Source organism: Arthrobacter psychrochitiniphilus (genome assembly GCF_003185915.1).
GTDB lineage: Bacteria > Actinomycetota > Actinomycetes > Actinomycetales > Micrococcaceae > Specibacter > Specibacter psychrochitiniphilus.
Genome location: NZ_QHLZ01000017.1, coordinates 1 through 19,268 on the forward strand (window position 1 = coordinate 1; position 19,268 = coordinate 19,268).

Below are 19,268 nucleotides of genomic sequence, written 5' to 3' on the forward strand. Positions count from 1 at the left end.
TATCCGGGCAGTTTTGCTGGCCACCAGTGGGCAGATAACCTGGCCGCTGGTGGGCAGAAACTCATGGCCCTTGACACAGCCTCGGGCTTGGTAAATCAGCCACCTATGCTGCACTTCTCATTTTACTCTCGCTTCATCCAGAGCTGACCAGCATGTCACCAGCTATTTTCACAGACCTGGCCTACGGTACGCCGACGCGGGTACTTGCTCCTTGAAACCCGTCACACTGATCCTTGGAGATTTGCGTCCCTCAATCGGACCAGTTGGGGTTGCGTTCTACCCCGCCGCTAATAAAACGGCGGCGCGATTTCCGGGACGGTTCAAAGCGACGTGGGGCGCGTATCAGCGCATGATCGCCGCCTACCGGGCGGAAGACCCGGCCCAAGGCAAGAAGCTCATGCAGGCTCTCATTGACTCCCTCAGTACCGGGGTCCCTACGGCCCTGAAGGAGCTGAAAAAGATGGGTGGAACACTCAAACGCAGGGCCGCCGACGTGCTCGCGTACTTCGACCGGCCCGGGACCTCAAACGGTCCTACTGAAGCGATTAATGGAAGATTGGAACACCTTCGGGGTTCTGCCCTCGGCTTCCGCAATCTCACCAACTATGTCGCCAGATCACTGCTGGAATCAGGTGGGTTCAGACCGAAACTACACTCTGGATTCTGAAGAGCCTTGCCGGCCCTTCCGAATACAGAGTGTAGTGAGTGTAGCCGCGTGTGAATCCCGGAGCGGAGAGTCCGGTTCGGCATAGGTAAGGGCCTTGGGAGAGAATCAGATTCCCAATGGGTAGTGGCAAGCCTGAGGCTAGCTGCCAGACTTGACCTACTCGGACCGGGTGTGACTCACTTCAGATCTGACCTGCCCTTGGCAGTGTCCTTTCGACGACCTGTCCGCCCGGCCCGTGGGGGCCAGTTTGGCTCACACCGGTGGTCTGATAGAAGGTTGTCCGTCTTGTAACACCTTGCTGCAGGGCGTGACTCGTTAGGGATCTGCCGCGGCGTGACCCTCCTCAAACTGGCCGATCATTGTCCTGTAGTGGGAAGGAAGTCACTTCAATGAGTACCGTCCGCGATGAATACACAAACATCGTCGGTGTGGATACCCAACGCCCGCACAAACACCTACGCCATCCTTGCGGCCGCCACTGGCCAAGTGATGGATACCGCCACATTTCCCACGAGCCTAGCGAGCCTCAAGCGCGCCATCGCCTGGAACGACCGGCGCAGCGATCCGGGTCTGTGCCACGTACCTCCTTCGGTACCCGTTCTGCCGCTTCGCGGACTATTCGCTCTTCTTCATGCTGTACTCCCTGTGGCTGGTATGGCTTGATGGGGCTCATGTGTGCGGCGGGACCCAACACCCCCGCCGACCCCAAGGGGACATCTAAAACTGTCTGCTAATTCCCGCGGGTCCTTACCGGTCTTGATACGTACCGTACATTCGGCGTAAATAGGTGCCGCGGCCTTGTCGGCCTGAGCATTGGAGGATCAAGAGGGTAGACCCTCAACCAGCAGAGCAGGTTCCGTCGTCACCGCTTGGATCGATGGCAGCCCTGAGATTGCCCGCGAGCCAAGGCACGCAGCAGACATCTGCCAGGGATACCAGATGATGGGCTGCAGGGTGCCTTGCGATGATTTCACGCCATTGGGCGCTGCTGCATCCGTTTTTTTACCAGCTCATCGTTTTCCATCGCAACGCAGACACCGAAGAGCAGCAACGTGACTTCCCGGCATGCCGATTTTCTCCCTACGATCTGGCCCAACGCCGGCAGCGGTGTCCGGAACTGCACGGAGTGGGTCGAGAAGTGGAAGAGCAGGATGTGGACACCAAGGAGCCGGGCACGAATTTTGGCCGCTGCCACAAAACAGCGAGAGCAACCCCCTCTGCCTTACACATGGAGTGCGGCGACACCAACACCCGATACATTGCAGGGTACATTAAGATGGCACGCACGAAGGCGGCGAATTGCACAACGCTTTTCGTTTCGCACCTATTTGGAGGAATCATTGTGGGGGAAACGAAGATGAATCGTCGATGGCTGGCACTCGGATTGGCCGGCGTTGTCCTGGCTACTACCGGCTGTGGCGCTGGCACCGATACTGCAGGACCGGCACCGTCGGCCTCCACGGCTCAGAGTGCTTCTGCCTCCACACCGCCGTCGCCGAAGCCGAAAGAAAAAAGCTACAGCTTCAACACCACTAGTGACATGAGCACCAAGCTGGTCCCGGGCAAGATCGTCCAAACCAGCCATCGCGAGTACCTTCAAGTTTCCATTGATCCCGCAGACCCCGCCTACGCGTTTAATCTGGAGCTTGCAAAGCCGGAGGTCCTTGAGAAGTTCTCGCCCGAATACGTTACCGAAGCCCAGAAGTTCTTGGTCGACTTTTTCGTTACAGAAATCGTCGACAGCCCGCTGAATGGTGCAGGAGAGACACCTGATCAGTGGTGGGCCCGCAACAGCGACAAGATCGCCCCCAAATGGGCTGACCAATTTCGTGCCACGTTGGGGGTGGTCGAAGACAACGGAGACAGCGCATCGGCTGTGGTCGAGCAGCCCTCATTCAGAGAGGACGGTGAGGTGGATATCGACTACGAATACGAGGGCGACCAACCCCGAGTTGTGGGGATGCAGTTGGTGCCAACGGCGTACAAGCTGAGTGATGATGGTGACCTGGCTATGGGTTTTGACCTGCGGTACAAAATGAATACCGTGCAAGGTGAAAAGATGGGGTCCCTCATCGAAAATGGAACCGTCGCCTACTCCGTGTCTAAGACCGACGACGGCGCGTGGGTGATTAGCGGATGGAGCCGGCATACCAATTTTAACGTTTACTCCATCCGGTAGAGACCAGCCCATGCCAGCCCATGAGAAACAGCCCTCGATACTGAACTGCTCCCCGAAAGTTGGACTGAATAATTCAGTTCCTTACTTTCGGGGAGTTTTTCATGCATCCACGTAGTTCTATGTCGGCCGACCAGAGGGTGTTGGCCGTCGATCTCTTTGAGAGAGGTTTCTGGTACCGCACGGTATCCTCAAGACTTGGCGTTAGGGTCCGTGCTGTTAAGGCATTGGAGGAACGATTCAAGATTTGGGGTAGGGCGGCGTTGGATAGCAAACCAACCAAACAGGTATATTCCTTCGAGTTCAAGTTGGCGGTTGTCCAACAGATTCCTGAGGGCGAATCCACGATTCCAGATCTAGCCCACCTGCACATGATCAGTTCACCTACTCTGGTACGCAGATGGCTTCCTCCCCACACTCAACTGCGTGCACAATGAACACGCAGGCAGCTACCTTGGTGAGAACGACCAATCCGGTCTTCCGGCGCAGTCGCGGCCAAAGAGTTCAATCCCACGCGCCCTCTATTGTACAGCGAGCTCTCAAATTCAAACCGAAACAGTCGGCGCAGACGGGACAGAAGAACAAGTTCATAGAACCAAAATCGAAAACTATCACCGCAGGTCAGAGCATGCTGAGCCCTGAAAACCTATCGACAGTTGTCAACGTTTATGAACCCCGCTTGCGTAACGGGCATCCATTCGGGGTTGCCATTAAGCCGTTTTGGCTTGTTCCTGCATGGCGTGATTGCAACAATGCAAGATACTAAATAGTGGTCGTTGTGTCTTCAAAAGTATGAGTTTAGTATGACGTAGTAGAAACTCTCGCAGGGCGGCTACACGACCCCGCTCACGGCCAATCAGCCACCAATACTGTGCTTTCCATTTTACCCCCAATCCGATTCAAGCGATGAGGCTGCGAACATGGCTGTACTGCAAAGCCGTTCTGCCGCCAGCTGTCGCTGGACCGAAAGCTCTCAGATTGTGGATCTCAATCCTGGTCTCGGTGATTAGTGGTGGCGCATCTTCAAGGTGACATCGTTTAGGTCCCCAAGCCTTCGACCACCTCAAATCCGAGTTGCCGAAGCTTCTCAGCTGTAGCTTGCATGTCGCTCACTTCTTTCAGCGGGATCACGACGTCGAGCTCTGACCTCGCTCGCGAACAGCCAACATAGAAGAGCCGGTAAGCAGCGAGTACGCCTTCGATCGCCGACAAACTGAAGAGCTTTTTCGCATGCGTCACTCCCGGTTTTTTGAGATATGCGCTATACGTCTCGCCGTATAGTTCGTTGAACAAGTCGGACTCACTCAACGTTTCCACGACGCTCTGTGCCTCGACCGTGATTGCCTCTTCGGAAGTTGGAAAAGTGTCCTTGTTCAACTTGGCAATGTCAATGCTGATCGCCTCCTTTGCTGAGCGGAATAATCCAGCTAGTTTCCCCAGAAGTTCATCCAGAATATCGAGGCTCAATTCGTAATTCGGCCATAGGTCAAATAGAGCCTTCATCCGCACCACTGGCGACGGACTAGTCTCAGCGACGAACACAACCTTTTCGTGACTCTCACCCTTGACTCCGTGTTGAGTGGAGCGAGAGGGTGAAGAGCGAAAGTCGAAAACTTTACGCACCTGCTGGAACGGAACGAGCACGAGCAGATTGTAGTCTTCGCTTCCCAAATAGTCGCTGACATCGGCCGCCCTGGTAACTGCAAGACTTGAAAGCTTTTCAAGTACATCGTTGATACTTGAACTCTCCTCACGCATCACCCTAAACAGTTCTTCGAGTTGAGCGGCAAGGAGCGCCTTGTCCTTATGTACGTGGAGTGTGAACTCGCCAAAATCCTTTGAGTGAGCGCGTAGTGTCGAAATTACAGCCCCGATATGGCCACGCTTGTGCTGATCCTCGAGATTAAGTAGACCGTAAAGAAGCCGAAGTAGGCCGTTCGGAACCTTCTCCCATTCAGGCTCAGTGAGCACGGCAGCTGCTGGATATCGAGAACTGTAGCCGTGATCAGGCATAGCCTTTAGAGCATTGAAGAGCTCTAGTCCGCCGATAGCGCCGAAGATCGAAGAGTTGTGGACGCTCAGAACCAAAGCGTCTGGGCCTGCGATCTGATCTACAGTCTCGTTAGGCGTCGCGCTAAAGTGCACTCTTGGAACGGCACCATCAACTTTAGAATCGGCTACCTGTCGCAGGGTCTCATCGTTGTAGATGGCGTTCAGCACTGAGACGATCGCTTCCGTTGAACGATAGTTGACGACCTCACGCTGCGGCACGTAGAAGGCTCGAATCAGCGCCTGAAAACGTTCCGGGTCTGTTTTATAGATTTGCTGCATGCGATCCCCATACAAATGAAGATCAGCCTCCGATTCTTGCAATGCCTCGAGGAAGAACTCAAGAACATTGACATCCGTATCTTGGTACTCATCGATGATCACCCGGCGATACTTCGCACTCACTCGACGATAGATGCTAGGGAATCGCTTTGCGCATGACGCTACAAAGGAGAGTAGGTCATCGTGCGAGAGACCGCCACGGTACAGGGTATTGAATGGCCTCTCGTTATAAGAAAGCGACTCGACAGAATCTCTCACCAGCTCAATCGTTAGAGAGCCCCCAAGCGCCTCACGATATCTAGCGTTACTCTCTTCGGTCGCACTACTTCCGCCTGCGTTCTCGATGCGAGCCTTGATAGCGTCGCCGTATATCTCAAAGTAGTAGGCAACGATCTCGGGTGCGGAGAATAAGGATTGGGCAAATCCATTAATGAACGAGTGGATCGTGGAAACTACAATATAGGGCGAAGAGATGTCTGCTTTTAGTTCGTCTGCAGCTCGGTTTGTATACGTCACGCACAGCAGTCTGTCGAGAGGATGCTCTACCGACCACTCTCGAACTAGACACTTAATTTCGGTACTCTTGCCGCTGCCCGCAGGCGCATTGATGAGTCGCAAGTCGCTCATGAGTCCAGCCATCGCAGTGCAGAGAGAATATACGGCGGCACCGTGTCCATAAATTTTGGATTGAGCAGCAGCGAATACATGAAATCTGTCTTCTGACTTGACGACGACGAGACGATCTGTCTAATCGTCGGAGACTCTTGTTTCCGTGGAATGGAGAATTTCAGCCCAGAACTCTCACGGAGCATTTCCCACGCTTCTTTTGTCCGAGACGACCAAACTTCAGCGCTTAATAGCGTCGCAAGGATAGCTTCCTCGAAAGTGCGAGCATAGCCTTCGCTTCCCGATTGGAAGGCAACTGCGGCCAACTGCGTATCAGGAACAAGTGCCACTCCCGTGTCGGAAGAGACAACGCCCAGTAGACCTTCAATCGTTAGAGCCTTGGCCTTGTCCTGATCAGCATCTTCATCCTCCTCATTGAAGAAGGTATTCAAGGTCGCATTGGTCGAGTAGAGCGGATTTAACTCCTGGACACTTGAAGTCACGCTTTCTTTCTCGTAGTCAAGGTCGGTAATGATCACTGTTTTGAGGCGAAGTGCATCTACAACGAGTGACTTATACACGTGCGCGTAAGCCCCACCTACCTGGACGTATGAGATGTACTGTGCACGGAGACCTGCTAATTCAGGGCGTTCTCTGATGAGTGCTTGAATGTACATTCGCTCGGTGTCACCTTCATACATGATGACTTTGTCGGCGAAGAGCAGATCTGAAAAGTTGATCGAATACAGGAAGCTAAATAGCCTCTGCGTTTCAGCTGATTTCCCTGCAACCTCCGCCGTGTGGAACTCCCGCAGATCTACAATCCGGCATCTTTCATCTTCGGACTTGAGAACCCGGAGCTGCTCGATTCCACTTGAACGCACGATCTCGCTTGAGTGCGTCGTGACGGCCGCTTGGAATCCTCCACCCTTTTCGACTCTCGACAAGAGATGATTGATGAAAGCGTTCTGCATCTGCGGGTGCATGTGCGACTCTGGCTCTTCCAGAATCAACATGTTAACGAGGTAACCGTTTTCTACTTGAGAAACTGATCGAATAAACGACTCGGCTTCAAGATGCAAGTATATGAGGTTGCTGTAGCCCAGACCTTGCGAAGCCTCTCCTAGAGGAACACCCGCCCCGAGGTAGCGCGTCTGCATCGCCCGTGCAATCATCTGGACGGCATGCTCTTCGGTCACATGGAAGTCAAGGAAGAGGTCGTTCTGTCTTGCGCCGTTCGTGCTCGAGATTGACTCCATGACCGTGTTGAGGCTCTTGAGTGCTTCGTCGGTTGTTAGTTCACGGATCTTGAGTTCGTGTATCGCCGCGACCACCTGCTCTGGGAACTTTGACAAGAGCTCCAGCCAATTTTCATCTTCCTTAGCAACCTTGATAAGGCGTTGATTCAAGCCACCCGATTTATCTTCGTTTGTGTCGTCGAGTGCCCGAGAGGCCTTTACTGCACGGAAGTTGAAGAGCCGCTTGAGATCTTTGTAGCTACCCATCAGTAGGCGGTTTGTGTAGCTCTCGTCGGCGAAGAATACTTCTGGCTTCGAATACTCTACAAGCGCAGCATCGATCTTCGCCTGCAGGACGAGGAAGTCTGAGGATCCTGGCACTGCATCACTCGGAGAAGTCCAGCCGCATCTATCTACGACCTTCCTAATGTCTGCATAGAGGTCGTGACAAGCAGCAACCAGCCCATCTCGTTTGGCCGAGAAACGGTACTGGAAGTAGAATGAACTTTTCTCTGAGTCCAGATCCATCAGGTAATCGGCAAACTGACGAATGTCGTCAGTAGCAGGATCGTAGGTCACCTCGATGCGAACATCCACTGATGGCACCTTCGGGAAAAATTCGTCGTGTTCGACGAAGACTCGATACTCCTCCTCGCCCTCAATCGCTGCACCGACGAGAGCAGCGAACCAATCGAATCGGTCCGCCGCACTGAAATCTTCGGCGCGCAGGTTTCCTTCACCACCCAGCACTACTCGCAAGAGATCAATGAGCGATGTCTTTCCTGAGTTATTAGCACCTGCCAGGATGGTTGTGCCGTCCTCAAACTTGATGCTTTGAGCTTTGAAGCGGCGGTAGCCATCGATATAGATCGAACTAATTCTCATTAGGTACTCCTGTCAGATGCATTTCAACCACGAGGATTCTTAAGCCTTCCCGACAGGGTGCGACCGCACTTTGGCATGAGCGAAATAGATACGGGTTCATCGGTTGTCTCCATGTGAACCTAGCCCAAAGAACAGCTCGAAGAAAACCCCGAGCTTCTCGATCACATACTGTTTCTACGCACTGTGATTTTTGTCCTTCGAGAATCGTGACACAGCCGGCAATACCTTAGTGGTCGCGGTGCCCGTGGTGCAGAATGCACCGTCTAGGAATCGTCCGGTCTCTTTGGACTTGAGGTTTTCAGCCGAGATGATCTTGGCGAGTTCTTTCTCTCGCTGGGTCGCAATGTAAGAGCCCCGGAGGTCGCTGGCGATCTGCCAGATGGTTTTGTGGAGCTCTGCTCGCTGTTGTTCTTTCACACCGGGTGTCACCAACTTTCTTCCGTGCAGCATTTCCCTACTAACGCTTGGTCGTCTATAGCACTTCACACTATAGGTGGGCACCGACATTTCAGCTGTTCAGCTATCGGCCCTCCGTGGAGCATGAACGTGAGCCGGGTTGGGGCATCCTGAATCTCGGAGTCCTCGTAGTAGTTCTGGAACGCCACCAAAATCATCTCCGGTTCGTTGACAAAATCCAGCACGAAGGTCTGGTCCTTGCCCGGGATGACCCGGTTCAACCGGGACACCGACTGCACCGCGGCGATTCCGGAGAGTTTCTTGTCCACGTACATGGCAACCATCATGGACCGGCCATGGCCATCCGGCCAACGGCCCAACACGCGGTCAGCGCCACGAATCCACAGAAGCAAACACGATCAAGTGATGGCCTACAGCGACGGAATACTTCCCTGCATTCCGTGTCAAAAATGCAAGCTAGAGGTGACCGCGGTTGAGATGTTCACCGTCATGCTGCTGAGGGTCGCCGACCAGGGATTACCAACACGGGCCGTTGACGACAACCGACCAACAATGGGCCTCTATGCGTTTCGAACCCATGCCCGTCCTCGATGTACGCCAGGGCTGGTTTTCTTTTGGCTCCAAGTCCCCTTTCTCATGAGATGAAGGCGAGCACTAGACTCTATGCGGAAGATCCCCACCGAAGTTTTCAGCACAGTCATCAGGCTCAGCCTGCGCATTGTCGCTCGCGGCTTGGTCCGTGGCATCTTCATGCAGGGCAGCGGACGCATCTACCTCGGTCGGTGATGGTTTCTGGTCGCCAAACCCGAATTGTTCCATGATCCTATGGTGGCGTTCGTCTTGTTCTCGCTGCTCTTCTTCTTCTCGCTGAAGCCGCATTTCACGCGTTTCGATGGATGCCTCCACTTTTACTGCACCACGTCGCTGTAGCAACGACGCACTTTTGAGAGTTTTTTGAATCTCATCTAGTGACTTGCCAATGTCATGCAGCGTCTTGGTTGACGCATACATGATGCCCTGCAGAGCCTCGATGTCAAGCGTACTGACATCTGTGTACTTTCTCTGTGAACTGTCAAAGTAGCTCAGGGAAACTTTATGTTCGGATGGAAGCCCATCCACTCCATTCCGTTCGATCCTACTGTCATAGAACGTTCGCATCTCTTGGCCAGGAGCAATCATCGAAACGGGTTCATTGAGCATCTTGATTTTCGCGATCTCATGTCCGCTGCTTTCATTTGCCCTCTGGGGCGCCGGATCCAGAGAAATGGTTACATTCAAGGCTGGTCGGACCCCGATATTCTTGACCACCAAGTCGAAGAGAACCTGACTCGCCTCGGACGCCTCTATAGTCACAATGACATACGGTCGGCTTGCCTCAATCTGAGCCGTTCGTGCATCCTCACGTTGTTGACGGGCAACGTTCCATTGCGCTTTTGCGTACAATGACGCGACAACAGCAACAGCTAACAGTCCAAGTGTGAGGATGCTGTAGATGGCAGTCCATGCAACGCCAGAAAGGCCCCAAAAAGTTTCCATGACTATCAGTCATCCACGCATGGGGTGAACGTCCGCGCTCCGAGACTGAGTCATAACAACGCCCAGGGGGGGGCCGAGACACCCATCGGAAATTGTCGGGAAAAGTGCCCCTCAAATCCGTGTCCAACCAACTTCCTGCTAAGTCCATTGCGTTGAGGGTAGACGAGCGTGACATTATTAGGCTTCTTGCCTGTAGTCACTACTTCCGAAAACCTCTTGGCCGCCAACGTTGCACCGTTCTACGATGGAGTGGGCCACATTTTCACGGGCACCGGGCGAATGGTGGCGACGACGGGAGTTCTCAAATGCGCATGAACAGTAGCCTCGCCGGCTCCACCCGTCACCAGTCAGACGCCAAACCGGAAGATTGGGAAGCCACCTATCGCCAGATGGTCCTCTACTACCTCGCCGCGGACATCGAGCTCGGCTTCTTCCTCGCCTACTACCGTAACTTCGCTGTCCCCAGCATCGCCGCAACCCTGCAGCGCAATGGCGAAATCATCGAACGCCCCATGAAACGCTCCTACGACACCGCCATCGTCACCTACGAGCTCATCACCAGCGGACTGAACAGCGACCGCGGCCGCCACATGATCCGCCTCCTCAACCACGTCCACCGCCACGTCCCTGGCAGCCAAGACGACTTCCTCTACGTCCTCCTCACGCTCCTCGTCGTCCCCATCCGCTGGGCCCGCACACATGCCTGGCGGGCACCAACACCAGCAGAGGAAACCGCGGCAACTCGCTTTTACCGAGAGCTCGGCGCCCGCATGAACATTGCCGGTTTCCCCACAACGTTCCAAGAGGCAGAGAATTTCTTCGACAGCTACGAGCACGAGAACATCGCCTACTCCCTCGCAGGCGCAGAGTTGATGTCCAGCACCGTCCAAGTGTTGAAGTCCAGGCTCCCCGTCCCAGCTAGGCCGCTGGCCAGACCAACGCTCTCGGCCATGTTCGACGACGACCACCTCACCGATGTCCTGTGTTTCCACGCGCCCCCGACAGCTATTGCCGAGGATTAAACCGAAAACCATGTCGAGTCAAGTTTCTGCCGAAATTGTATATCGACGAGACCACCATAGCGTTGATCTTCGATTTTCTCCCGACGGTGGTCGGTTCTGCAGGTCACACTGAAGGAGAAGAGAGGTCAGCGTCTGGCGCGGACGAGCACCTCGCGCGCAGACTCGTACTTGACCTTGAGCCTGGCAGCCTGCGCGGTGTTTACGGTCGCCAGTGCGGCGTTGGACTCCAGATTCAGCTCGTTGTCGGCGAGCTTAACCAACCTCCCCAGGGGGTCGGCTGCAGACCGCCTGATGAGATCCATATATTCCTCGCCCTCACCTCTGGTGACCGACTCCACTGCACGTACGACCTTCTTGGAGACACCGAGCGACCGGAGCTGCTCAGCGGTCACCGAAGTGTCTTCGAGGATGTCATGGATGAGTCCAGCCATCTCTGCTTCAGGACCATGCTCCTTCAACTTCGCGGCCACTGGCAGCAGGTGGTGGGAGTAGTAATCTCGTTCGAGTTTGTCTACCTGCCCGGCGTGGGCAATACGAGCGAACACGCTGACCTGTTCAACAGTTGTGAGGGGTCTGTCGAACCCCAAGTCTCCGGCGGTAACCGCAAGCCTCTTGGAGAGATTACTGCCTGCACCTTCCCAAATGGGGCTGACTGGAGGCAGTGGATCTGCCACTTCCAACACTTCCTTGCGCGGCTTAGTTGCCCCGCTCCAACTTTCGAAGTAGGACGCGAGAATCCGAAGGCGCATCCGGAGGTGAACCAACTGAGCAGTGGCTTTGCGTCGCTGGTGCCGTGGTGACGATTGTGTCAAGTCGGGCGCATACATGTCGTGAAGTTCCATCAGATCAATTCGAACCCGAGACAAGAGTAGAAGCACCGACGTACCGTCCTCGGATGCCCCTACGAGTGAAGCCCAGTCACGCATAGCGGCGAGGAGCCGTCGAATCGCCTGGTCAATCAATTCCTGTCCCCAGGGTGCGAGGCGTGCTTCTGGTGTAACGATGTACGTTCGGGGGTCACGCCCAGGCGTTGAAATTGAGTTGAGAGTCTCGTGACGGCCTATGCGGAGCCACCGGAGAGGCTTCCCTGGTTCATCCCATTTCGCCCAGTGAGTTGGTTCAAGATCGCTGGGCTGTTTGTCGGCCGACAGCAGTCCGAGGGCGACCTCGATGTCGACAATGTGGTCGACTATTCCACCAGCACCCGCGCCGGAGAGGCCGTCAGCGAGTTCGTCTTGTCGTTTTTGCTCGCCTCTCTCATATACGAGGAAGATGAGACCAATCAAGAGAAGTGAGGAGAGTACGCCGGCGAGGACCGAGTGGTCCGCCCAAAACTTAGCTAGGCCTTCCAGCGGCCAGTCTGTGAGAATCATGGCGAGCAGCCCTCCACCACAGGCAATGGTCGTGGGCAACACTGCGCCGCGTGGGAGTCGGTCACTGCGTATCAGGTGAACAATGCCCGCGATTCCAAGCGCGACGGCGATCACCAGTAGGGATAGTAGCAGGTCAGTCATCGGCGATTCCCCGATCATTAGGTAGCGCAGTAAAATTTGCGAAATCGTACTTTGCAGTGACACCATTCCCGGACGCATGACGAATCCAAACGTCCAACAGGAAGGCAGGATTGGTCCATGCGAAGTCTACATTGAGCCGCGGATGGAGCGCTTGGGCTTCTCTAACGAGTGCGTCCCCAAGCTGGTCTCGCACCTGGCTCATTCTATCGTGGCCGAGCGACTGTATCCGATCGGTGAGGATGGCGTACCAACTCTCATCGGTGTGGTCTTCGGCGCCCTCGGGGGTAAAAAGACGAGTGGCGAGTTTTCTGACTCCATCGAGATTGAGTGGCCCACCGATGCCTTCGAGCCCGAGCTGAGCAGAGCGGATTTCCAAGAATTCACGGTCAGCAAGCTCAAGCATTCCCGCCACTGCGTGTAGTCGGCGTTCAAGGTCATCTCGTTGGGAGCCGCTTGGCTTGTACAGAAGATCGTGACTCAGCTCGGCCCATGCATGTTGGAGTATGGTCCGGAGCTGAATCTCAACAAGCTTGACTGGTCCACCCAGCTCAGACACGTCGAGAATGCCATGCATGCTTCGGTATCCTGGCCGTGTACGGGTACCGTTGCCTTCGTGAGGGGTAAACGGACGAGCGAATTTCCAATTGCCTTCGATGAGCGCCTGAACTTTGAAAAGCTCCTGCGTCATGGGTACGAGAACACGGATGGCAACGATGTCTTTGATTTCCGTGGTGAAGTCGTCGTACTTGAACTCGTAGGTCTTTGACTCGTGCGACTCAGTCGCCTTGGCAATCAAGCTCCCCTTCATCTTTACACGCCCGCTGACCACCGCTTTTGCCTCAGCGATGTGTGTGCGAGTCCTGCTGATCAACTGCTCCTCAATAGTGTGGAGCAGCTCTGTGAGGGCGGCCAAGTTCTTGTCGTACCAAGTGTCGACCTTGACTTCACGTTGCCCAATCGCGTCTGGATTCATGCTAGACATCAACCCCTCACTACCAGTGTGTTGATGACAGCATTGGGATGGTTTGACTTTCCGAGGACTTCTTTTGCTTGCCCCGGTTTGAACGTGACGGTGACACTCCGAACATCCCTCGGACCACTCAGGATAAATAGGGCCGCCTCTGAGTACGCGAACCCCTCCGCTACTGCCTGCATAAGTGCGACCCCGATAAGGCGTTCGTCAGGCAGGTCACTAAGGGCGCGTTTGGCGATACTCGCCTGATCAAGTTGCACGATCATGGCGTCGAGGACCAACGGGATGGTCTCGACCAATTCAGCCTGGTGAACGAAGACGGCATGAGTGATGCCGCTCAGATCTGTCTTACGGTGGAGAACCGCACCATGGTTTTGGAAGAATTCCCAGGCCGAAGCAGTCCCGATGGACTGTACAATGACGGACTTGCCGGCAGGTAACACGTTCATGCAACCTCCGCTGTCGCGCGCTCATAGAATAGCGCTGCTAGTGAGTTGAAGATCTCGTTCAGGACAGGGCTGTCCATGAAGAAGTAATCGGCCATCTTGTTGTGTGCCAACTGGTTGTCGGCCACTGCGCTAGTGACCGCGTCTCCGAACTCTGGGCTGCCCGCAAATGCCTTCTTCGAATTTACGCGGGCTTGTTGTGCGAGCACCTGATTCTCGAGGAGCTTGGCGACAAGTGTCTCGACGAACGACTGACGTTCAGCCGTCGTGAACGAATCGGCTCCGAACAGCTCGTTAAGGCGTTCCAACACGGTACTCATAGCTACTAGCTTAGGGTCCTTGACTGGGGCAGATCCGGCACGGGCTGCACCTTTGAGCCCGCCGTCACCCTTGAGCCCGATGTCAATCGGCTGGTTGCCATCATGTCGAATCCTCACAAGGTTGATGTCGGACAGGTCGATCTCTGCAGACCATGCGTGCTCGGAGATCAGGCGTTCCAAGAGCCGCAAAAAGATCGAGAGCATCTCCATGTACGGGTCACCGTAGTTGATTACCTGGCTCATGAAGTCGTAGATGCGTACGTAGGTCCCGACATCCTTGCGGAACATGTCAAGTTCGTCACGGGCGGACTTGTCACCCAGAGTGATGGCCGACTCGTAGCGCGTCTGGAAGTTGTGTTTCGATTGCGAGAGTGCCGCCATGAGCGCATTGTTGCCGCCGCGTTTCACCCATACTTGGGTCGTCCGCTCTACATCCTTCTCGGTGTAGATTCCCGCCTGCGCCAGCTTCGTTGCGAGGTTGACGACTAGGTACGGGTCGGTTTCTGACTCGAGATAGGCACCCTTGTAGTAGGGCTCAAACGCTGCTTTGATGATGTCGGTGCCGTTCACGAAATCGAGTACAAACGTCTTGTTCTTTCGCTCGCCCGATGGAGCGGTGTAAGTGCGGTTTAGGCGGGACAGTGTCTGCACGGCGGTCACGCCGGAAAGCACTTTATCGACATACATCGCGCACAGCAGTGGTTGATCGAATCCTGTCTGGAATTTGTTGGCAACCAGCATGACACGGTAATCGTCCTTCTTAAACGCCTCGGATAGGTTGTAGGTACCGGGGTTCATCGAAGCCTCCGTGAAAGGAACGACATTTGTCCCCCAACTGGGCTGCCATGCGTCGTCGTCATCCATCTGGACGGAGCCGGAGAAAGCCACGAGGGTGCCAATGGCGAGGTGGGCAACATTCTTGGTTGGATCGTCGTAGCCCATCTTCGTGATGTACTCGTCCATGGCTTTCTTGTATTTGACGGCAGCCTTGCGCGAGTCCGTCACCACCATTGCTTTGGAATGACCGTCTAAGAGACAGGCCACGTTCTCTCTGAAGTGCTCGACGATGATCTCGACCTTGCGGGTGATGTTAGTGGGATGCAGTTTGACCCACCGCATGAGTTCCTTGGTCGCTACGGACTGGTTGACTTCTTCATCCTTACCGTTGATGTTTCTCGCGATCTTGAAGGCCGAGTCGTAGGTCTGGTAGCCGCGTAACACATCGAGGATGTAGCCCTCCTCGATTGCTTGCTTCATCGTGTAGCGGTGGAACGCTTTGGGTGGCCCGTCAATCACGGGGGTTCCGAACAGTTCCAGCGTCTTGGGCTTAGGTGTGGCGGTGAAGGCGAAATAGGACAAGTTCTTGCTGTCCGCCCGCTCGGCGGTTTCTGCAGCAAGGACGGACTCGATGTCAATTTCACCCCCCTCTTCGACCTCTCTGATCTCCTCGGAAGTAAGGACGGCGCGCAGTTTTGTAGCGATCTGTCCGGATTGGGAGGAGTGTGCCTCATCGGCGAGGACTGCGAAGGTCTTGCCTTTGAGTCCCTTGTTGGTGCGGATCGCCTGCATTGCGAAGGGGAAAGTCTGGATCGTAACGACGATGATCAATTTACCGCTGGTCAGGGCCTGGGCGAGTAGTTCTGATTTTGAGGTCGCACCAGCCTGGCGCATATCCTCCTCGTTGACGGTCACGACGATGTCAGAACGGGGGTCGATATTGCGGATTGCTGCCTGCAACTGAGCGTCCAGGACAGCACGGTCTACGACCACGATGACCGAGTCGAAAACCTTCTTGTCCTCAGAATGGAGGCGAGCGAAGCGGTGCGCCGCCCATGCGATGCTGTTGGTCTTGCCGGACCCGGCTGAGTGCTCAATGAGGTACTTGTGACCAACTCCGTCATTTACGACAGCATCGGTGAGCTTGCGAACTACATCCCACTGGTGGAAGCGCGGGAAGATCAAGTCCTTCGACCTGATGACCTGTCCCGTGATGGGATCGCGCGTCTGGTTGGTGGTGAGCACCATCATCTTCCCGACTACATTCAGCCAAGAGTCGCGCTCTAGCACCATTTCCCACAGGTACGACGACGCGGAGGTTACAGCCTTCCCCTCGACGTACGTTGCGGGCGGGTTGCCTTTTCCACCGTCGTAACCCATATTAAAGGGCAAGAACCGTGTCTTCGGCCCGGCGAGTTTCGTAGTCATCCAGACTTCGGAGTTCGATACGGCAAAGTGAACGAGCGCACGTGTACCAAAGCCGAGTAGCGGCTGCACGCGGCCGTTGGCGTCCTTGGACAAGCGTGTCTTGTACTGCTCGATCGCATTGTCGATTGACTGCGTGAAGTCCGTCTTGAGTTCCAACGTGGCAATTGGGATGCCGTTGACGAACAGCACCAGATCAAGGGAGCGATTATCTCTTCGGTCCGGCGAGAAATGAACTTGCCGCATGACGCGCAGTCGCATCTTCGAATACCAAGCGACGAGCTTGGGATTCGCAGTCGTCTCTGGCATGAGTTGGAACAGCACCAAGTTTCCCGCACCAATGACCCGTGCCCCGCTCCGCAGCACATTCAATGTGCCACCGCCGCTCCCAAGCGGAAGATCCAGTGCCTTGACGATGGCATCGAGCAGCATGTCAGTCTGTTTCTGGGTATTGCCGGACTCGGTGACGACCTTGTCCACCTTGTCGGGTTGCGTGTCTTGGAGCCAGCCGATCGCGTCTTCGGGGAAGAGCGCGCGGTCGCGATCATAGCCGGAGTCGTCGACAGAGTAGAGCCAGCCGTTGGCTGCAAGATGCTCACAGATCTCTTTCTCGAACTGATGCTCGTTGTAGTCAGCCATCGTTGTCTTCCTCATCTAGGACCCAGGCCCGCTTCAGAGGGATCAGACGCCTAGTAGCCCCGGGCATGAATTCGTAGGCCTCGAAGAGCTGGTCGAGCACCTGCTCGGCTTCCCATGCCCTAATCTTGAGTCTGTCATTGCGGATCTCGTTCTGAGCCTGCTTGTTCAGGCCACCCCTTGCGACCAGCAATCCTTGACTCGCACCCTTGGTAGTGATTGCGCTCTGAAGCCCGCGAACGACGAGGGAACTGATCTGAGTTTGCGCGGACTTTACCTCCACTACCAGCTTCGGCTTGCCAAGCCCAAGCGGTCCACTGCCCACAAGAATGTCGACGCCGCCGTCAGGGCCTTCCGGCGAAATCTCGCAGGTGAAGCCCTTGGTGCGGAGAATTTCCGCGAGCAAGTGGGTGAGCTTATGTCCGCTGGAATTCTCGATAACATAGGTCTGCACACGGTCACGGATCGACTGGATAGTCGGTGTGGCTATCGGCTCTGTGACGTCATCGAAGTCGTCAGTAGAGGGTTGAGCGGCGGCAGCCGAGGTACTCATTGCCCTCCTGCCGTAGAGACCTGGATCGACACCTCTGTCGAAAACAGCTCGGAGACGATTCTCGGCCTCGTCGCGCTCTGCCCGGAAGATGCTCATAGCTCCATTGAGAGTATTGAGAATCTCGTCCTTGAAGGCGGCGCGCGGAACATTGGTCTGTTGCCAGTCGACGCCGATCTGGTGGCGCTTGGTCGCGTCTGGCTCGTTGTCTTCGTATGTGTACTCCTTCGGGACGACTCCGATGGTAACCTTCCTGGACGTCTTGAGAGGATTCAAGATGACGTCTCCTACCTTCACGCTATGGCGCAGAGCGTTGAGCTGTCCGGTGTAGTTGGTGATCTTACCCGGGTGCTCGCCTTTGAAAGCGTCCTCCATAGCCGACTGCATCACCGCACTAGTCTCGAAGGGCTCCAACGACCCAATCTCGTGAAATCCACCACCGGCGAAGCCATAGTTGACAGCCCACTGATCCGGCTCGCCGGCGATGCCAGCGCGCAAGACCCGTGCAGTCATCAGGCGGCCCCACTAATGTCAATTTTGTCGGTTACTGCGGCGGTGATGAGCGCCGCGCGGCGCTCATTTGCTAGTTCTACGATTTTTTTTGCTTCAGCGATTAGCCTGTCAATTTTGGCAGTTTGCTCGTCCAGGTGGGCTGCGATTTGCTGCTGTTCATTTACAGGAGGAACAACAATATTGAGCCGCAGGAAGACTTCTGGGTAGAGGCGGAAGCGTGAACTCCAAATACCTCGGGAGTGACGGGTCATCTCCACGATGTAGGGCCGTGAACGGTAGAGGTACCCGAAGTACTTCGGATCGAAATCGAGGTCCGAATGCGGGCGATAGACACCGTACGCCGGGCTTACCACGCCATTGATGCTAGACACTCCAAGAGCCCCCATCCAAGCCCACATAGTGTTGATGACAAGGTCTCGTGGCTGTACGACTCGGTATCCGACGTTACTTTCGGCCTCGAACATGTTCACGTTCTTCTCGGAACGCGGCGTGATACCTGTCAGGTGCGAGACGGTCAGGAGTTCCTCGCTACCGTCTTCAGAGAGGTTCGCCGCCTCACTGAAGATGTTCTTGTTTCGGAGGCGGAGCCAGTGACTGGGAGCAATCGGTGCCGGACCGATCCCAGTCGGGGTCAGTTCCGAGTCCGAGTCGAGGCCATTCCAGACCGCGCGATCAATGACTGTTGAACGCCGTTCCCGGAGGAGATCGACGAGTCGTTTCTGCTGAACCATGAGGTTGTCGATAGATGCGATCTCGAGATCAAGAAAATCTGCGATCTGCCGCTGGATTTGAATCGAAGGTTTCTGAAACCACAGGTCACCAATCTGGCCTGCATTGAGATTATCTTGGGTGTTGCTTCGAACATCACGCAGGAGATCCTGCTTCATGTCTGCCAGTACGTAGCCGAGGAAACGGGGGTCGACAGAGTCACAGGGAGTAATCCCCAGTATCGCCTGATTCCATGTCGCCTCGATATCAAGGAAGGCGAGCTCACCAACACTTGCGTACATTGCAAGCAACAGTGTTCCGGGACTGCCGACCGGCATGTTTCGCGATCTCATGCCCGCAGAGGAGAGAGACTTTGCAGCCTCCCTGACGGATGTCCGACGGCTCATATCGGAAATAGCAACGAAAGGGACCCCTTGGGGATCGTCGCCATCAAGCCAGAACGAATCGTCTGATGTTGGGGGAGTCCCACCCGCGACCATCTTGGTGTCCCATTTCATTCGGCCACGG

14 protein-coding genes and 1 pseudogene are annotated in these 19,268 nt (G+C 55.2%); 4 read left to right on the top strand and 11 right to left on the bottom strand.

What is annotated here, in order from left to right:
- Positions 1–322 precede the first annotated feature (322 nt).
- From CVS29_RS17220 to CVS29_RS17225, 3 genes and pseudogenes are all read left to right on the top strand, one after another.
- Positions 323–667: pseudogene (locus CVS29_RS17220) on the top strand (transposase); the annotation flags it as partial.
- A 405-nt stretch (positions 668–1,072) separates the two neighbouring features.
- Positions 1,073–1,330 carry a hypothetical protein gene (locus tag CVS29_RS18280; RefSeq protein ID WP_146213105.1) on the top strand — a complete coding sequence of 86 codons (258 nt, stop codon included), beginning with the start codon at positions 1,073–1,075 and terminating at the stop codon, positions 1,328–1,330.
- Positions 1,331–1,631: 301 nt separating this feature from the next.
- Entirely contained in the window at positions 1,632–2,846 is a 1,215-nt protein-coding gene (locus CVS29_RS17225; protein ID WP_110107764.1) for a hypothetical protein, read from the top strand.
- A gap of 1,035 nt (positions 2,847–3,881) precedes the next feature.
- On the opposite strand, the gene CVS29_RS17235 is transcribed toward CVS29_RS17225, so the two are convergent.
- The 5 genes from CVS29_RS17235 to CVS29_RS17255 all read right to left on the bottom strand — a co-directional run bounded on the left by CVS29_RS17235 (position 3,882) and on the right by CVS29_RS17255 (position 9,856).
- Positions 3,882–5,801: a UvrD-helicase domain-containing protein gene (locus tag CVS29_RS17235; RefSeq protein WP_110107836.1), complete on the bottom strand. Its 1,920-nt coding sequence runs from the start codon at positions 5,799–5,801 to the stop codon at positions 3,882–3,884.
- The gene (locus CVS29_RS17240) at positions 5,798–7,903 is read right to left on the bottom strand and encodes an ATP-dependent nuclease (RefSeq protein WP_110107767.1); all 2,106 of its coding nucleotides are present in this window, start codon (positions 7,901–7,903) and stop codon (positions 5,798–5,800) included. The genes CVS29_RS17235 and CVS29_RS17240 overlap by 4 nt, the downstream gene beginning before the upstream one ends.
- A gap of 174 nt (positions 7,904–8,077) precedes the next feature.
- Complete coding sequence (locus tag CVS29_RS17245; protein WP_211315178.1) at positions 8,078–8,320, bottom strand: hypothetical protein; 243 nt, start codon at positions 8,318–8,320, stop codon at positions 8,078–8,080.
- A gap of 65 nt (positions 8,321–8,385) precedes the next feature.
- The gene (locus tag CVS29_RS17250) at positions 8,386–8,646 is read right to left on the bottom strand and encodes a hypothetical protein (protein ID WP_211315174.1); all 261 of its coding nucleotides are present in this window, start codon (positions 8,644–8,646) and stop codon (positions 8,386–8,388) included.
- Positions 8,647–8,974: 328 nt separating this feature from the next.
- Positions 8,975–9,856 (bottom strand): hypothetical protein, encoded by an 882-nt coding sequence (locus tag CVS29_RS17255; RefSeq protein ID WP_110107769.1) that lies wholly within the window; start codon positions 9,854–9,856, stop codon positions 8,975–8,977.
- A 305-nt stretch (positions 9,857–10,161) separates the two neighbouring features.
- On the opposite strand from CVS29_RS17255, the gene CVS29_RS17260 reads away from it, so the two are divergent.
- Complete coding sequence (locus CVS29_RS17260; protein ID WP_110107771.1) at positions 10,162–10,878, top strand: oxygenase MpaB family protein; 717 nt, start codon at positions 10,162–10,164, stop codon at positions 10,876–10,878.
- A 125-nt stretch (positions 10,879–11,003) separates the two neighbouring features.
- Here the strand turns inward: CVS29_RS17260 and CVS29_RS18730 are convergent, their stop codons facing one another.
- Genes CVS29_RS18730 through CVS29_RS17290 form a run of 6 tightly spaced genes read right to left on the bottom strand, consistent with a single transcriptional unit; the run spans position 11,004 to position 19,258 of the window.
- The gene (locus tag CVS29_RS18730) at positions 11,004–12,392 is read right to left on the bottom strand and encodes a hypothetical protein (RefSeq protein ID WP_211315175.1); all 1,389 of its coding nucleotides are present in this window, start codon (positions 12,390–12,392) and stop codon (positions 11,004–11,006) included.
- A complete protein-coding gene (locus CVS29_RS17270) occupies positions 12,385–13,365 on the bottom strand; it encodes a GTP pyrophosphokinase (RefSeq protein WP_170121028.1) in 981 nt (326 codons plus the stop codon). The genes CVS29_RS18730 and CVS29_RS17270 overlap by 8 nt, the downstream gene beginning before the upstream one ends.
- An 8-nt stretch (positions 13,366–13,373) precedes the next feature.
- Positions 13,374–13,814 (bottom strand): hypothetical protein, encoded by a 441-nt coding sequence (locus tag CVS29_RS17275; RefSeq protein ID WP_110107775.1) that lies wholly within the window; start codon positions 13,812–13,814, stop codon positions 13,374–13,376.
- Positions 13,811–16,972, bottom strand: coding sequence for a type I restriction endonuclease subunit R (locus CVS29_RS17280; RefSeq protein WP_110107777.1), 3,162 nt, complete (start codon positions 16,970–16,972; stop codon positions 13,811–13,813). The genes CVS29_RS17275 and CVS29_RS17280 overlap by 4 nt, the downstream gene beginning before the upstream one ends.
- Entirely contained in the window at positions 16,965–18,032 is a 1,068-nt protein-coding gene (locus CVS29_RS17285) for a restriction endonuclease (RefSeq protein ID WP_110107779.1), read from the bottom strand. Before CVS29_RS17285 ends, CVS29_RS17280 begins: the two co-directional genes overlap by 8 nt.
- The gene (locus CVS29_RS17290; protein ID WP_110107781.1) at positions 18,032–19,258 is read right to left on the bottom strand and encodes a restriction endonuclease subunit S; all 1,227 of its coding nucleotides are present in this window, start codon (positions 19,256–19,258) and stop codon (positions 18,032–18,034) included. Before CVS29_RS17290 ends, CVS29_RS17285 begins: the two co-directional genes overlap by 1 nt.
- Positions 19,259–19,268: the final 10 nt, after the last annotated feature.

What these genes read in the sequence shown, in the direction of transcription:
- CVS29_RS18280 (WP_146213105.1), top strand. Translation starts at nt 1,073, where the DNA reads ATGAATACACAAACATCGTCGGTGTGGATACCCAACGCCCGCACAAAC.
- CVS29_RS17225 (WP_110107764.1), top strand. Translation starts at nt 1,632, where the DNA reads ATGATTTCACGCCATTGGGCGCTGCTGCATCCGTTTTTTTACCAGCTC.
- CVS29_RS17235 (WP_110107836.1), bottom strand. Translation starts at nt 5,801, where the DNA reads ATGAGCGACTTGCGACTCATCAATGCGCCTGCGGGCAGCGGCAAGAGT.
- CVS29_RS17240 (WP_110107767.1), bottom strand. Translation starts at nt 7,903, where the DNA reads ATGAGAATTAGTTCGATCTATATCGATGGCTACCGCCGCTTCAAAGCT.
- CVS29_RS17250 (WP_211315174.1), bottom strand. Translation starts at nt 8,646, where the DNA reads ATGATGGTTGCCATGTACGTGGACAAGAAACTCTCCGGAATCGCCGCG.
- CVS29_RS17255 (WP_110107769.1), bottom strand. Translation starts at nt 9,856, where the DNA reads ATGGAAACTTTTTGGGGCCTTTCTGGCGTTGCATGGACTGCCATCTAC.
- CVS29_RS17260 (WP_110107771.1), top strand. Translation starts at nt 10,162, where the DNA reads ATGCGCATGAACAGTAGCCTCGCCGGCTCCACCCGTCACCAGTCAGAC.
- CVS29_RS18730 (WP_211315175.1), bottom strand. Translation starts at nt 12,392, where the DNA reads ATGACTGACCTGCTACTATCCCTACTGGTGATCGCCGTCGCGCTTGGA.
- CVS29_RS17270 (WP_170121028.1), bottom strand. Translation starts at nt 13,365, where the DNA reads ATGAATCCAGACGCGATTGGGCAACGTGAAGTCAAGGTCGACACTTGG.
- CVS29_RS17275 (WP_110107775.1), bottom strand. Translation starts at nt 13,814, where the DNA reads ATGAACGTGTTACCTGCCGGCAAGTCCGTCATTGTACAGTCCATCGGG.
- CVS29_RS17280 (WP_110107777.1), bottom strand. Translation starts at nt 16,972, where the DNA reads ATGGCTGACTACAACGAGCATCAGTTCGAGAAAGAGATCTGTGAGCAT.
- CVS29_RS17285 (WP_110107779.1), bottom strand. Translation starts at nt 18,032, where the DNA reads ATGACTGCACGGGTCTTGCGCGCTGGCATCGCCGGCGAGCCGGATCAG.
- CVS29_RS17290 (WP_110107781.1), bottom strand. Translation starts at nt 19,258, where the DNA reads ATGAAATGGGACACCAAGATGGTCGCGGGTGGGACTCCCCCAACATCA.